This window comes from Streptomyces sp. NBC_00306 (assembly GCF_036169555.1).
Classification (GTDB): domain Bacteria; phylum Actinomycetota; class Actinomycetes; order Streptomycetales; family Streptomycetaceae; genus Streptomyces; species Streptomyces achmelvichensis.
In genome coordinates, this window is record NZ_CP108032.1 from 4,830,908 (window position 1) to 4,842,882 (window position 11,975).

The following is an 11,975-nucleotide window of genomic DNA, read 5'->3' on the forward strand; positions in this document are numbered from 1 at the left end:
ACTATGAGCACCATTGACATTCTGTCGCCCGCGGGCGACAAGTCCGGGACCGTTGAGCTCCCGGCCGAGATCTTCGACGCCAAGGTCAGCATCCCGCTGATCCACCAGGTCGTCGTCGCGCAGCTGGCCGCCGCCCGTCAGGGCACGCACAAGGTCAAGACGCGTGGCGAGGTCCGTGGTGGTGGCAAGAAGCCCTACCGCCAGAAGGGCACCGGCCGCGCCCGTCAGGGTTCGACCCGTGCACCGCAGTTCGCCGGCGGTGGCGTTGTCCACGGCCCCGTGCCGCGTGACTACTCGCAGCGGACCCCGAAGAAGATGAAGGCCGCCGCCCTGCGCGGTGCCCTCTCCGACCGGGCCCGTCACTCCCGTATCCACGTCGTCTCCGGCGTGGTCGAGGGTGCGGCTTCCACCAAGGCCGCCAAGACGCTGTTCGGCAAGATCTCGGAGCGCAAGAACCTGCTCCTGGTCGTCGACCGCGCCGACGAGGCCGCGTGGCTGTCCGCCCGCAACCTGCCCCAGGTGCACATCCTGGAGCCGGGCCAGCTGAACACGTACGACGTGCTCGTCTCCGACGACGTGGTCTTCACCCAGGCCGCTTTCGAGTCCTTCGTGTCCGGCGCGCCTACTGGCCGGAACGCTGAGACCGAAGGGAGCGACGCCTGATGACTGAGGCCGTCGTCACCAGCAAGACGTACTCGGACCCGCGCGACATTCTTGTCAAGCCGGTTGTGTCCGAGAAGAGCTACGCGCTTCTGGACGAGAACAAGTACACGTTCATCGTCGACCCGCGCGCGAACAAGACCCAGATCAAGCAGGCCGTCGAGGCGGTCTTCTCGGTCAAGGTCACCGGGGTCAACACGATCAACCGCCAGGGCAAGCGCAAGCGCACCCGCACCGGTTTCGGCAAGCGCTCCGACACGAAGCGCGCCATCGTGACCCTCGCCGAGGGCGACCGTATCGACATCTTCGGCGGCCCGACCTCCTGACGGAGGTCGAGTCGTCCGGAATCGGACGAGGACTGAGAAATGGGTATCCGCAAGTACAAGCCGACGACCCCGGGCCGTCGTGGCTCCAGCGTCGCCGACTTTGTCGAGATCACGCGGTCCACGCCGGAGAAGTCGCTGGTCCGCCCCCTGCACAGCAAGGGCGGCCGTAACAACACCGGTCGTGTGACCGTCCGTCACCAGGGCGGTGGCCACAAGCGCGCCTACCGCGTGATCGACTTCCGTCGTCACGACAAGGACGGCGTGCCGGCCAAGGTCGCTCACATCGAGTACGACCCGAACCGCACCGCGCGCATCGCGCTTCTGCACTACGCAGACGGCGAGAAGCGCTACATCATCGCGCCGCGTGGCCTGTCGCAGGGCGACCGTGTCGAGAACGGCCCGGCCGCCGACATCAAGCCCGGCAACAACCTGGCGCTGCGCAACATCCCGGTCGGTACGACCATCCACGCCATCGAGCTGCGGCCCGGCGGCGGCGCGAAGTTCGCCCGCTCCGCGGGTGCCTCCGTGCAGCTGCTGGCGAAGGAGGGCCAGATGGCCCACCTGCGTATGCCGTCCGGCGAGATTCGCCTGGTCGACGTCCGCTGCCGCGCCACCATCGGCGAGGTCGGCAACGCCGAGCAGTCGAACATCAACTGGGGCAAGGCCGGCCGCCTGCGCTGGAAGGGCGTCCGCCCGACCGTCCGCGGTGTCGCGATGAACCCGGTTGACCACCCGCACGGTGGTGGTGAGGGCAAGACCTCCGGTGGTCGCCACCCGGTCAGCCCGTGGGGTCAGAAGGAGGGTCGTACTCGTTCTCCCAAGAAGGCGAGCAACAAGTACATCGTCCGCCGCCGCAAGACGAACAAGAAGCGCTAGGAGCGGGTTTAGATGCCGCGCAGTCTCAAGAAGGGGCCCTTCGTCGACGACCACCTGATCAAGAAGGTGGATGTCCAGAACGAAGCCGGCACCAAGAACGTCATCAAGACCTGGTCCCGTCGCTCGATGATCGTCCCGGCCATGCTGGGTCACACCATCGCGGTGCACAACGGCAAGATCCACGTCCCGGTGTTCGTCACCGAGTCGATGGTCGGCCACAAGCTCGGCGAGTTCTCGCCGACTCGCACCTTCCGCGGCCACGTCAAGGACGACCGGAAGTCGAAGCGCCGCTAAGGCGGGGTGACTGACTATGACTTACACCGAAGGGACAACCATGGAAGCCAGGGCCCAGGCGCGGTACATCCGCGTCACGCCCATGAAGGCCCGCCGAGTGGTGGACCTCATCCGTGGCATGGATGCCACGGAGGCTCAGGCGGTCCTGCGTTTCGCCCCGCAGGCCGCGAGCGTGCCGGTTGGCAAGGTGCTGGACAGCGCCATTGCCAACGCTGCACACAACTACGACCACACCGACGCCTCTTCGCTGGTCATCAGCGAGGCGTACGTGGACGAGGGCCCGACCCTGAAGCGGTTCCGTCCGCGTGCTCAGGGCCGTGCCTACCGGATCCGTAAGCGGACCAGCCACATCACCGTGGTCGTCAGCAGCAAGGAAGGAACCCGGTAATGGGCCAGAAGGTTAACCCGCATGGGTTCCGGCTCGGCATCACCACGGACTTCAAGTCCCGCTGGTACGCCGACAAGCTGTACAAGGACTACGTCAAGGAAGACGTCGCCATTCGTCGCATGATGACGAAGGGCATGGAGCGGGCCGGCATCTCGAAGGTTGAGATCGAGCGCACCCGCGACCGCGTCCGCGTTGACATCCACACCGCTCGTCCGGGCATCGTCATCGGCCGCCGCGGCGCCGAGGCGGACCGCATCCGCGGCGAGCTGGAGAAGCTGACCGGCAAGCAGGTCCAGCTGAACATCCTCGAGGTCAAGAACCCCGAGGTGGACGCTCAGCTGGTGGCCCAGGCCGTCGCCGAGCAGCTCTCCTCCCGCGTCTCCTTCCGTCGTGCGATGCGCAAGTCGATGCAGAGCTCGATGAAGGCCGGCGCCAAGGGCATCAAGATCCAGTGCGGTGGCCGTCTCGGTGGCGCCGAGATGTCCCGCTCGGAGTTCTACCGCGAGGGCCGTGTGCCCCTGCACACGCTCCGCGCGAACGTCGACTACGGCTTCTTCGAGGCCAAGACGACCTTCGGCCGTATCGGTGTGAAGGTCTGGATCTACAAGGGCGACGTCAAGAACATCGCCGAGGTCCGCGCCGAGAACGCCGCTGCGCGCGCCGGTAACCGTCCGGCTCGTGGCGGCGCCGACCGCCCGGCCGGCGGCCGCGGTGGCCGTGGTGGCGAGCGTGGTGGCGGTCGCGGCCGCAAGCCGCAGCAGCAGTCCGCGCCGGCTGCGGAGGCCCCCAAGGCCGACGCTCCCGCCGCCGCTGCCGCTCCGGCTGAGAGCACTGGAACGGAGGCCTGACCGAAATGCTGATCCCCCGTAGGGTCAAGCACCGCAAGCAGCACCACCCCAAGCGCCGCGGTATGGCCAAGGGTGGTACGACGGTTGCGTTCGGCGAGTACGGCATCCAGGCCATGACTCCGGCGTACGTGACCAACCGCCAGATCGAGGCGGCTCGTATCGCGATGACCCGCCACATCAAGCGTGGCGGCAAGGTCTGGATCAACATCTACCCGGACCGCCCGCTGACCAAGAAGCCTGCCGAGACCCGCATGGGTTCCGGTAAGGGTTCCCCGGAGTGGTGGGTCGCGAACGTTCATCCCGGTCGGGTGATGTTCGAGCTGTCCTACCCGAACGAGAAGATTGCGCGTGAGGCGCTTACCCGCGCTGCTCACAAGCTTCCGATGAAGTGCCGGATCGTTCGGCGCGAGGCAGGTGAGTCGTGATGTCTACCGGTACCAAGGCGTCCGAGCTGCGCGAACTGGGCAACGAGGAGCTTGTTGCCAAGCTCCGCGAGGCCAAGGAAGAGCTGTTCAACCTCCGCTTCCAGGCGGCGACCGGTCAGCTCGAGAACCATGGCCGGCTCAAGGCCGTCCGCAAGGACATCGCGCGGATCTACACCCTCATGCGTGAGCGCGAGCTGGGCATCGAGACGGTGGAGAGCGCCTGATGAGCGAGAGCAACGTGACTGAGAAGACCGAAACGCGCGGATTCCGCAAGACCCGTGAGGGTCTCGTCGTCAGCGACAAGATGGACAAGACCGTCGTCGTCGCCGTCGAGGACCGCGTCAAGCACGCGCTGTACGGCAAGGTCATCCGCCGTACGAACAAGCTCAAGGCGCACGACGAGCAGAACGCTGCCGGCGTCGGCGACCGCGTCCTCATCATGGAGACGCGTCCGCTGTCGGCGACCAAGCGCTGGCGCATCGTCGAGATCCTCGAGAAGGCCAAGTAGTTCCCGCGAGGGGACCGCTGAGAAACAGAATCCCTGAGGGGTTTCCCTCAGGACAGTTCCGCCAGGCTCGGCAGGGGCACCCAGGTGCCCCTGCCGGGAACCGGCAGACGATCAGGAGATAGACGTGATCCAGCAGGAGTCGCGGCTGCGTGTCGCCGACAACACTGGTGCCAAGGAGATCCTTTGCATCCGTGTTCTCGGTGGTTCCGGCCGCCGCTACGCGGGCATCGGTGACGTCATCGTCGCCACCGTCAAGGACGCGATCCCCGGTGGCAACGTGAAGAAGGGTGACGTCGTCAAGGCGGTCATCGTTCGCACCGTGAAGGAGCGCCGCCGCCAGGACGGCTCGTACATCCGCTTCGACGAGAACGCCGCTGTCATTCTCAAGAACGACGGCGACCCTCGCGGCACCCGTATCTTCGGCCCCGTGGGCCGTGAGCTGCGCGAGAAGAAGTTCATGAAGATCATCTCGCTCGCGCCGGAGGTGCTGTAAGCATGAAGATCAAGAAGGGCGACCTGGTTCAGGTCATCACCGGCAAGGACAAGGGCAAGCAGGGCAAGGTCATCGCGGCCTTCCCCCGCGAGGACCGCGTCCTGGTCGAGGGTGTCAACCGGGTCAAGAAGCACACCAAGGCCGGTCAGACCGCTCGCGGTTCGCAGACCGGTGGCATCGTCACGACCGAGGCCCCTGTTCACGTGAGCAACGTTCAGCTCGTCGTGGAGAAGGACGGCAACAAGGTCGTCACGCGCGTCGGTTACCGCTTCGACGACGAGGGCAACAAGATCCGCGTTGCCAAGCGGACGGGTGAGGACATCTGATGGCTACCACCACCACTCCGCGTCTCAAGACGAAGTACCGCGAGGAGATCACCGGCAAGCTGCGTGAGGAGTTCTCCTACGAGAACGTCATGCAGGTTCCCGGCCTCGTCAAGATCGTGGTCAACATGGGTGTGGGCGACGCCGCCCGCGACTCCAAGCTGATCGACGGTGCCATCAAGGACCTCACCACGATCACCGGCCAGAAGCCGGCCGTCACCAAGGCCCGTAAGTCCATCGCGCAGTTCAAGCTGCGTGAGGGCCAGCCGATCGGTGCCCACGTCACGCTTCGTGGCGACCGCATGTGGGAGTTCCTGGACCGCACCCTGTCGCTCGCGCTTCCGCGCATCCGCGACTTCCGTGGTCTGTCTCCCAAGCAGTTCGACGGCCGTGGCAACTACACCTTCGGTCTCACGGAGCAGGTCATGTTCCACGAGATCGACCAGGACAAGATCGACCGCGTCCGGGGTATGGACATCACCGTGGTCACCACGGCGACCAACGACGATGAGGGCCGCGCCCTCCTTCGTCACCTCGGCTTCCCGTTCAAGGAGGCGTGAGCCGTGGCGAAGAAGGCTCTCATTGCCAAGGCCGCCCGCAAGCCCAAGTTCGGCGTGCGTGGCTACACGCGCTGCCAGCGTTGCGGTCGTCCCCACTCCGTCTACCGCAAGTTCGGCCTGTGCCGCGTGTGCCTTCGTGAGATGGCTCACCGTGGCGAGCTGCCGGGCGTGACCAAGAGCTCCTGGTAATTCCCTTCTTGGGAATTTCCGGAGACTCTCGGTAAGCATCTGGTCGGCGGGAGCCCTCCCTCACATGCCGTAGGCTTGTGGGGTTGGGCGTCCGCCGCCCGTACGACTTACTACGCCGTAGGTCCCCGCACCGCACCCGTCCCGCCACTGAGTGGGGAGAGGGATGGCGCATACAGGAAACCCCGGCGAGAGAGGCCGAAGGCCAATTCATGACCATGACTGATCCGATCGCAGACATGCTCACGCGTCTGCGTAACGCAAACTCGGCGTACCACGACTCCGTCGTGATGCCGCACAGCAAGATCAAGTCGCACATCGCGGAGATCCTCCAGCAGGAGGGCTTCATCACCGGCTGGAAGGTCGAGGACGCCGAGGTCGGCAAGAACCTCGTCCTCGAGCTGAAGTTCGGCCCGAACCGCGAGCGCTCGATCGCCGGCATCAAGCGGATTTCGAAGCCGGGTCTGCGCGTGTACGCGAAGTCCACCAATCTGCCGAAGGTTCTCGGCGGCCTGGGCGTGGCGATCATCTCCACGTCCCACGGTCTCCTGACCGGCCAGCAGGCTCAGAAGAAGGGCGTGGGTGGGGAAGTCCTCGCCTACGTCTGGTAGTCGGGAACGGAGGAAAAGCTCATGTCGCGTATCGGCAAGCTCCCCATCCAGGTTCCCGCCGGTGTGGACGTCACCATCGATGGCCGCACGGTCGCGGTGAAGGGCCCCAAGGGGTCCCTCGCGCACACCGTCGCCGCGCCGATCGAGATTGTTAAGGGCGAGGACGGCGTTCTCAACGTCACCCGCCCCAACGACGAGCGTCAGAACAAGGCCCTCCACGGCCTGTCCCGCACGCTGGTGGCGAACATGATCACCGGTGTGACCCAGGGATACACGAAGGCGCTCGAGATCAGCGGTGTCGGTTACCGCGTCGCCGCGAAGGGCTCCAACCTGGAGTTCCAGCTCGGTTACAGCCACTCGATCCTGGTGGAGGCGCCCGAGGGCATCTCCTTCAAGGTCGAGTCGCCGACCAAGTTCTCGGTCGAGGGCATCGACAAGCAGAAGGTCGGCGAGGTCGCCGCTAACATCCGCAAGCTGCGCAAGCCCGACCCGTACAAGGCCAAGGGCGTCAAGTACGCGGGCGAGGTCATCCGCCGCAAGGTCGGAAAGGCGGGTAAGTAAGCCATGGCATACGGTGTAAAGATCGCCAAGGGTGACGCGTACAAGCGCGCCGCCATCAAGCGTCGTCACATCCGCGTCCGTAAGCACGTCTCCGGCACGCCGGAGCGTCCGCGCCTCGTCGTGACGCGCTCCAACCGCAACATCGTGGCGCAGGTCATCGACGACATCGCGGGCCACACGCTCGCGTCGGCGTCGACCCTGGAGACCTCGATCCGCGGTGGCGAGGGCGACAAGAGCGCCCAGGCCAAGCAGGTCGGCGCGCTCGTTGCCGAGCGTGCGAAGGCTGCCGGTGTCGAGGCTGTCGTGTTCGACCGTGGTGGCAACAGGTACGCCGGGCGCATTGCCGCTCTGGCTGACGCCGCCCGCGAAGCCGGGCTGAAGTTCTGAGCCCCGGTTCCGGGACTAACGGACGTAACAGAGAGAGGTAATTCCAATGGCTGGACCCCAGCGCCGCGGAAGCGGTGCCGGTGGCGGCGAGCGGCGGGACCGGAAGGGTCGCGACGGTGGCGCAGCTGCCGCCGAGAAGACCGCGTACGTTGAGCGCGTTGTCGCGATCAACCGCGTCGCCAAGGTTGTCAAGGGTGGTCGTCGCTTCAGCTTCACCGCGCTCGTCGTGGTCGGAGACGGTGACGGCACCGTAGGTGTCGGTTACGGCAAGGCCAAGGAGGTGCCGGCCGCCATCGCCAAGGGTGTTGAGGAGGCCAAGAAGCACTTCTTCAAGGTCCCCCGTATCCAGGGCACCATCCCGCACCCCATCACGGGCGAGCGTGCCGCGGGCGTCGTGCTGCTGAAGCCGGCTTCCCCCGGTACCGGTGTTATCGCCGGTGGCCCGGTGCGCGCCGTGCTCGAGTGCGCCGGCGTTCACGACATCCTGTCGAAGTCGCTTGGCTCGTCCAACGCGATCAACATCGTGCACGCGACCGTGGCGGCCCTCAAGGGCCTGCAGCGTCCCGAGGAGATCGCGGCTCGCCGTGGTCTGCCCCTCGAGGACGTCGCCCCCGCGGCTCTGCTTCGTGCACGTGCGGGAGCGGGTGCGTAATGGCCCGCCTCAAGATCACGCAGACGAAGTCCTACATCGGCAGCAAGCAGAACCACCGCGACACCCTGCGTTCGCTCGGGCTCAAGCGCCTGCACGACGTGGTTGTCAAGGAGGACCGCCCCGAGTTCCGCGGAATGGTGCACACCGTCCGCCACCTCGTGACGGTTGAGGAGGTCGACTGACATGGCGGAGAACAACCCGCTGAAGGTCCACAACCTCCGGCCCGCCCCGGGCGCCAAGACCGCCAAGACCCGTGTGGGTCGTGGTGAGGCGTCCAAGGGTAAGACCGCTGGTCGTGGAACCAAGGGCACCAAGGCCCGTTACCAGGTTCCGGAGCGCTTCGAGGGTGGGCAGATGCCCCTCCACATGCGTCTCCCGAAGCTCAAGGGCTTCAAGAACCCGTTCCGTACCGAGTACCAGGTCGTCAACCTGGACAAGCTCTCTTCGCTCTACCCCGAGGGTGGCGAAGTCACGGTGGCCGATCTGGTCGCCAAGGGTGCGGTTCGCAAGAACAGCCTCGTCAAGGTCCTTGGCCAGGGCGAGCTTTCCGTGGCGCTGCAGGTGACGGTCGACGCCGTCTCCGGCTCCGCCAAGGAGAAGATTGCCGCTGCCGGCGGCACCGTCACCGAGCTCGTCTGAGACGAGTTCAGTGGCTGAAAGCTGAAACACCGACCGGGGATGCCTCTCAAATGGGGCATCCCCGGTTGGTCGTTCCTAGGGGGGCACATCCGCCGGTAAGGTGGCGTGCACTGTTGCTGTAACAAGGGGGTTACTGCCCCCGGACCGTGCGGTCTGTCCGACTAAGATCGTGCGGATTGCCTGTTTCGTATTCGTCGATCCTCAAGACCGTCACCTCTGACGCAGTAGCGCGGGGGTCGCAGGAGGCACCGTGCTCACCGCGTTCGCCCGGGCGTTCAAGACGCCCGACCTGCGCAAGAAGCTGCTCTTCACACTCGCCATCATCGTTTTGTACCGGCTCGGATCGCACATCCCGGTTCCGGGTGTCGACTACGGCAATGTGCAGATTTGTGTGGACGCCGCGCAGAAGAACAACAACAGCCTGTTCGGGCTGGTGAACATGTTCAGCGGCGGAGCGCTGCTGCAGATCACCATCTTTGCGCTCGGCATCATGCCGTACATCACGGCGAGCATCATCCTGCAGCTGCTGACCGTCGTGATCCCACGGCTCGAGGCCCTCAAGAAGGAGGGCCAGTCCGGCACGGCGAAGATCACGCAGTACACCCGCTACCTCACTGTCGCCCTCGCCGTGCTGCAGGGCACCGGTCTTGTGGCGACGGCTCGCAGCGGTGCGTTGTTCAGCGGCTGTCAGGTGGCCAACCAGATCGTTCCCGACCGGTCGATCTTCACCACCATCGTCATGGTGGTGACCATGACCGCCGGTACCGCCGCCGTCATGTGGCTCGGTGAGCTGATCACCGACCGTGGCATCGGCAACGGTATGTCGATCCTGATGTTCATCTCGATCGCCGCCGGCTTCCCCGGCGCTCTCTGGGCGATCAAGCAGAGCGGCAAGCTCGCCAAGGGCTGGATCGAGTTCGGCACCGTCATCCTGATCGGCTTCGTGATGGTGGCCCTGGTCGTCTTCGTCGAACAGGCGCAGCGCCGCATCCCGGTGCAGTACGCGAAGCGCATGATCGGGCGGCGGTCCTACGGCGGTACGTCCACGTACATCCCGCTCAAGGTGAACCAGGCCGGTGTGATTCCGGTCATCTTCGCCTCGTCGCTGCTGTACATCCCGGCGCTGATCGCGCAGTTCTCGAGCTCGCAGTCCGGCTGGAAGACCTGGATCGAGGCGCATTTCGTCAAGGGTGATCACCCTTACTACATCGCCACGTACTTCCTCCTGATTGTCTTCTTCGCCTTCTTCTATGTGGCTATCTCCTTCAACCCCGAAGAAGTTGCCGACAACATGAAGAAGTATGGTGGCTTCATCCCGGGTATCCGGGCAGGTCGACCTACTGCCGAGTATCTGAGCTACGTGCTCAACAGGATCACTTGGCCGGGCTCGCTGTACCTGGGTCTGATTGCTCTTGTGCCGACGATGGCGTTGGCGGGCTTCGGCGGCGCGAACCAGAACTTCCCGTTCGGCGGGACGAGCATCCTCATCATCGTGGGTGTGGGTCTGGAGACCGTGAAGCAGATCGAGAGCCAGCTCCAGCAGCGTAATTACGAAGGGTTCCTCCGCTGATGCGAATCGTCCTCGTCGGGCCGCCTGGTGCCGGCAAGGGAACGCAGGCTGCGTTCCTTGCCCAGAACCTGTCGATCCCGCACATCTCCACGGGCGACCTCTTCCGCGCCAACATCAGCCAGGGCACCGAGCTGGGCCGCAAGGCCAAGTCCTTCATGGACGCCGGTGAGCTGGTGCCGGACGAGGTCACCATCGCGATGGCGAAGGACCGCATGGCGCAGGAGGACGCCCGCAACGGCTTCCTGCTGGACGGCTTCCCGCGGAACGTCTCGCAGGCCGAGGCGCTCGACGAGATGCTGAAGTCCGAGGGCATGACGCTGGACGCGGTGCTGGACCTGGAGGTCCCCGAGGACGAGGTCGTGCGACGCATCGCCGGCCGCCGTATCTGCCGCAACGACTCGAGCCACGTCTTCCACGTGTCGTACTCGGCGCCGCAGCAGGAAGGTGTCTGCGACACCTGCGGCGGCGACCTGTACCAGCGTGACGACGACTCCGAGGAGACCGTGCGCAAGCGGCTCGAGGTGTACCACACGCAGACGGAGCCGATCATCGACTACTACCGGAATCAGGGCCTCGTGGTCACGATCTCGGCGCTCGGCAAGGTCACCGACGTGACCAAGCGGGCGATGGAAGCGCTGGAGAAGCTCCAGAACGACTGAGCAGTACCCGCAGTACCTGTGGCCGCGGTGTCCGACGGACGCCGCGGCCGTACTGTTGAGCCAGAGTGACGACGACGTGCAGAGGTGGAAGGCAAAGGCCATGGTGCAGATCAAGACCCCGGAGCAGATCGCGAAGATGCGCGAGGCGGGGCTGGTCGTCGCCGCGATCCACGCCGCGACGCGTGAGGCCGCCGTGCCCGGTGCGTCGACGAAGGATCTGGACGAGGTCGCCCGCAAGGTGATCGCCGACCACGGCGCCAAGTCGAACTTCCTGGGGTACGGCGGGTTCCCCGCCACCATCTGCACCTCGGTCAACGAGGTGGTCGTCCACGGCATCCCCGACGAGAAGACCGTCCTCAAGGACGGCGACATCATCTCGGTCGACGCCGGCGCGATCATCGACGGCTGGCACGGCGACGCCGCGTACACCGTCTTCGTGGGCAGCGGGCACGCACCGGAGCTGGTGGAGCTCTCGCGGGTCACCGAGGAGTCCATGTGGGCCGGTATCGCCGCGATGAAGAACGGCAACCGCCTGGTGGACGTCTCCCGTGCCATCGAGACGTACATCCGCCGGCAGCCCAAGCCCGGCGGTGGCCGGTACGGGATCATCGAGGACTACGGCGGCCACGGCATCGGCACCGAGATGCACATGGACCCGCATCTGCTGAACTACGTCGCGCGCAAGCGCGGCAAGGGCCCGAAACTGGTCCCCGGTTTCTGTCTGGCGATCGAGCCGATGGTCTCGCTGGGCACCCCGCGGACCGAGGTGCTCGCGGACGACTGGACCGTCATCACGACGGACGGCACCTGGTCCTCGCACTGGGAGCACTCCGTGGCGCTCACGGAGGAGGGCCCGCTGGTCCTCACCGCGCCCGACGGCGGCCGGGCGAAACTGGCCGAGTTCGGGATCACCACGGCGCCGGATCCTCTGGCGTCGTCCTGACGCCGTGGCCGGAGTAACGATCTACGTCAATGGGCAAACTTCCCGGATTCGTCTTTTCGGATGGCC

At 65.6% G+C, this 11,975-nt stretch carries 22 protein-coding genes; all 22 read left to right on the forward strand.

The window, feature by feature from the left end; genetic code table 11:
- The first annotated feature begins 3 nt into the window (after positions 1–3).
- The 22 genes from rplD to map all read left to right on the forward strand — a co-directional run bounded on the left by rplD (position 4) and on the right by map (position 11,909).
- Positions 4–663, forward strand: coding sequence for a 50S ribosomal protein L4 (rplD, locus tag OHA05_RS21550; protein WP_313944688.1), 660 nt, complete (start codon positions 4–6; stop codon positions 661–663).
- Positions 663–986, forward strand: a complete 324-nt coding sequence (rplW, locus tag OHA05_RS21555; RefSeq protein ID WP_313944687.1) for a 50S ribosomal protein L23 — start codon at positions 663–665, stop codon at positions 984–986. The genes rplD and rplW overlap by 1 nt, the downstream gene beginning before the upstream one ends.
- Before the next feature lie 39 nt (positions 987–1,025).
- On the forward strand, positions 1,026–1,862 hold the full coding sequence (gene rplB, locus OHA05_RS21560; RefSeq protein ID WP_142214206.1) for a 50S ribosomal protein L2: 837 nt from the start codon (positions 1,026–1,028) through the stop codon (positions 1,860–1,862).
- 12 nt (positions 1,863–1,874) lie between these two features.
- Complete coding sequence (gene rpsS / locus OHA05_RS21565) at positions 1,875–2,156, forward strand: 30S ribosomal protein S19 (protein ID WP_030351437.1); 282 nt, start codon at positions 1,875–1,877, stop codon at positions 2,154–2,156.
- 40 nt (positions 2,157–2,196) lie between these two features.
- A complete protein-coding gene (gene rplV / locus OHA05_RS21570) occupies positions 2,197–2,544 on the forward strand; it encodes a 50S ribosomal protein L22 (RefSeq protein ID WP_004571827.1) in 348 nt (115 codons plus the stop codon).
- Positions 2,544–3,392 (forward strand): 30S ribosomal protein S3, encoded by an 849-nt coding sequence (gene rpsC / locus OHA05_RS21575; protein WP_313944686.1) that lies wholly within the window; start codon positions 2,544–2,546, stop codon positions 3,390–3,392. The genes rplV and rpsC overlap by 1 nt, the downstream gene beginning before the upstream one ends.
- A 5-nt stretch (positions 3,393–3,397) precedes the next feature.
- Positions 3,398–3,817 carry a 50S ribosomal protein L16 gene (rplP, locus tag OHA05_RS21580; protein ID WP_313944685.1) on the forward strand — a complete coding sequence of 140 codons (420 nt, stop codon included), beginning with the start codon at positions 3,398–3,400 and terminating at the stop codon, positions 3,815–3,817.
- Positions 3,817–4,041: a 50S ribosomal protein L29 gene (gene rpmC, locus OHA05_RS21585; protein ID WP_142214203.1), complete on the forward strand. Its 225-nt coding sequence runs from the start codon at positions 3,817–3,819 to the stop codon at positions 4,039–4,041. The genes rplP and rpmC overlap by 1 nt, the downstream gene beginning before the upstream one ends.
- Complete coding sequence (gene rpsQ / locus OHA05_RS21590; RefSeq protein ID WP_313944684.1) at positions 4,041–4,325, forward strand: 30S ribosomal protein S17; 285 nt, start codon at positions 4,041–4,043, stop codon at positions 4,323–4,325. The genes rpmC and rpsQ overlap by 1 nt, the downstream gene beginning before the upstream one ends.
- A gap of 124 nt (positions 4,326–4,449) precedes the next feature.
- Entirely contained in the window at positions 4,450–4,818 is a 369-nt protein-coding gene (gene rplN, locus OHA05_RS21595; RefSeq protein ID WP_003956455.1) for a 50S ribosomal protein L14, read from the forward strand.
- 2 nt (positions 4,819–4,820) lie between these two features.
- A complete protein-coding gene (gene rplX / locus OHA05_RS21600) occupies positions 4,821–5,144 on the forward strand; it encodes a 50S ribosomal protein L24 (protein ID WP_142214201.1) in 324 nt (107 codons plus the stop codon).
- Positions 5,144–5,701: a 50S ribosomal protein L5 gene (gene rplE, locus OHA05_RS21605; protein WP_313944683.1), complete on the forward strand. Its 558-nt coding sequence runs from the start codon at positions 5,144–5,146 to the stop codon at positions 5,699–5,701. The genes rplX and rplE overlap by 1 nt, the downstream gene beginning before the upstream one ends.
- A 3-nt stretch (positions 5,702–5,704) precedes the next feature.
- Positions 5,705–5,890: a type Z 30S ribosomal protein S14 gene (locus tag OHA05_RS21610; protein WP_003948630.1), complete on the forward strand. Its 186-nt coding sequence runs from the start codon at positions 5,705–5,707 to the stop codon at positions 5,888–5,890.
- A gap of 209 nt (positions 5,891–6,099) precedes the next feature.
- The gene (gene rpsH / locus OHA05_RS21615; RefSeq protein ID WP_005313538.1) at positions 6,100–6,498 is read left to right on the forward strand and encodes a 30S ribosomal protein S8; all 399 of its coding nucleotides are present in this window, start codon (positions 6,100–6,102) and stop codon (positions 6,496–6,498) included.
- A gap of 21 nt (positions 6,499–6,519) precedes the next feature.
- Positions 6,520–7,059, forward strand: a complete 540-nt coding sequence (rplF, locus tag OHA05_RS21620) for a 50S ribosomal protein L6 (RefSeq protein WP_313944682.1) — start codon at positions 6,520–6,522, stop codon at positions 7,057–7,059.
- Between the two features lie 3 nt (positions 7,060–7,062).
- On the forward strand, positions 7,063–7,446 hold the full coding sequence (rplR, locus tag OHA05_RS21625) for a 50S ribosomal protein L18 (RefSeq protein WP_328861475.1): 384 nt from the start codon (positions 7,063–7,065) through the stop codon (positions 7,444–7,446).
- 46 nt (positions 7,447–7,492) lie between these two features.
- Positions 7,493–8,098 (forward strand): 30S ribosomal protein S5, encoded by a 606-nt coding sequence (rpsE, locus tag OHA05_RS21630; protein ID WP_313944680.1) that lies wholly within the window; start codon positions 7,493–7,495, stop codon positions 8,096–8,098.
- A complete protein-coding gene (gene rpmD / locus OHA05_RS21635; RefSeq protein WP_018550611.1) occupies positions 8,098–8,280 on the forward strand; it encodes a 50S ribosomal protein L30 in 183 nt (60 codons plus the stop codon). The genes rpsE and rpmD overlap by 1 nt, the downstream gene beginning before the upstream one ends.
- Before the next feature lies 1 nt (position 8,281).
- Positions 8,282–8,737 carry a 50S ribosomal protein L15 gene (rplO, locus tag OHA05_RS21640; RefSeq protein WP_313944679.1) on the forward strand — a complete coding sequence of 152 codons (456 nt, stop codon included), beginning with the start codon at positions 8,282–8,284 and terminating at the stop codon, positions 8,735–8,737.
- A gap of 250 nt (positions 8,738–8,987) precedes the next feature.
- Positions 8,988–10,307 carry a preprotein translocase subunit SecY gene (gene secY / locus OHA05_RS21645; protein WP_313944678.1) on the forward strand — a complete coding sequence of 440 codons (1,320 nt, stop codon included), beginning with the start codon at positions 8,988–8,990 and terminating at the stop codon, positions 10,305–10,307.
- Complete coding sequence (locus tag OHA05_RS21650; RefSeq protein WP_313944677.1) at positions 10,307–10,966, forward strand: adenylate kinase; 660 nt, start codon at positions 10,307–10,309, stop codon at positions 10,964–10,966. Before secY ends, OHA05_RS21650 begins: the two co-directional genes overlap by 1 nt.
- Positions 10,967–11,066: 100 nt before the next feature.
- Positions 11,067–11,909: a type I methionyl aminopeptidase gene (map, locus tag OHA05_RS21655; protein ID WP_327681282.1), complete on the forward strand. Its 843-nt coding sequence runs from the start codon at positions 11,067–11,069 to the stop codon at positions 11,907–11,909.
- Positions 11,910–11,975: the final 66 nt, after the last annotated feature.

Coding starts and splice junctions, on each gene's coding strand:
- rplX (WP_142214201.1), top strand. CDS start 4,821: ATGAAGATCAAGAAGGGCGACCTGGTTCAGGTCATCACCGGCAAGGAC.
- rpsH (WP_005313538.1), top strand. CDS start 6,100: ATGACCATGACTGATCCGATCGCAGACATGCTCACGCGTCTGCGTAAC.
- rplP (WP_313944685.1), top strand. CDS start 3,398: ATGCTGATCCCCCGTAGGGTCAAGCACCGCAAGCAGCACCACCCCAAG.
- rplE (WP_313944683.1), top strand. CDS start 5,144: ATGGCTACCACCACCACTCCGCGTCTCAAGACGAAGTACCGCGAGGAG.
- OHA05_RS21650 (WP_313944677.1), top strand. CDS start 10,307: ATGCGAATCGTCCTCGTCGGGCCGCCTGGTGCCGGCAAGGGAACGCAG.
- rpmD (WP_018550611.1), top strand. CDS start 8,098: ATGGCCCGCCTCAAGATCACGCAGACGAAGTCCTACATCGGCAGCAAG.
- rplR (WP_328861475.1), top strand. CDS start 7,063: ATGGCATACGGTGTAAAGATCGCCAAGGGTGACGCGTACAAGCGCGCC.
- rpsC (WP_313944686.1), top strand. CDS start 2,544: ATGGGCCAGAAGGTTAACCCGCATGGGTTCCGGCTCGGCATCACCACG.
- rplF (WP_313944682.1), top strand. CDS start 6,520: ATGTCGCGTATCGGCAAGCTCCCCATCCAGGTTCCCGCCGGTGTGGAC.
- rplW (WP_313944687.1), top strand. CDS start 663: ATGACTGAGGCCGTCGTCACCAGCAAGACGTACTCGGACCCGCGCGAC.
- rpsS (WP_030351437.1), top strand. CDS start 1,875: ATGCCGCGCAGTCTCAAGAAGGGGCCCTTCGTCGACGACCACCTGATC.
- rplO (WP_313944679.1), top strand. CDS start 8,282: ATGGCGGAGAACAACCCGCTGAAGGTCCACAACCTCCGGCCCGCCCCG.
- rpsQ (WP_313944684.1), top strand. CDS start 4,041: ATGAGCGAGAGCAACGTGACTGAGAAGACCGAAACGCGCGGATTCCGC.
- rpmC (WP_142214203.1), top strand. CDS start 3,817: ATGTCTACCGGTACCAAGGCGTCCGAGCTGCGCGAACTGGGCAACGAG.
- map (WP_327681282.1), top strand. CDS start 11,067: ATGGTGCAGATCAAGACCCCGGAGCAGATCGCGAAGATGCGCGAGGCG.
- rpsE (WP_313944680.1), top strand. CDS start 7,493: ATGGCTGGACCCCAGCGCCGCGGAAGCGGTGCCGGTGGCGGCGAGCGG.
- rplD (WP_313944688.1), top strand. CDS start 4: ATGAGCACCATTGACATTCTGTCGCCCGCGGGCGACAAGTCCGGGACC.
- rplB (WP_142214206.1), top strand. CDS start 1,026: ATGGGTATCCGCAAGTACAAGCCGACGACCCCGGGCCGTCGTGGCTCC.
- rplV (WP_004571827.1), top strand. CDS start 2,197: ATGGAAGCCAGGGCCCAGGCGCGGTACATCCGCGTCACGCCCATGAAG.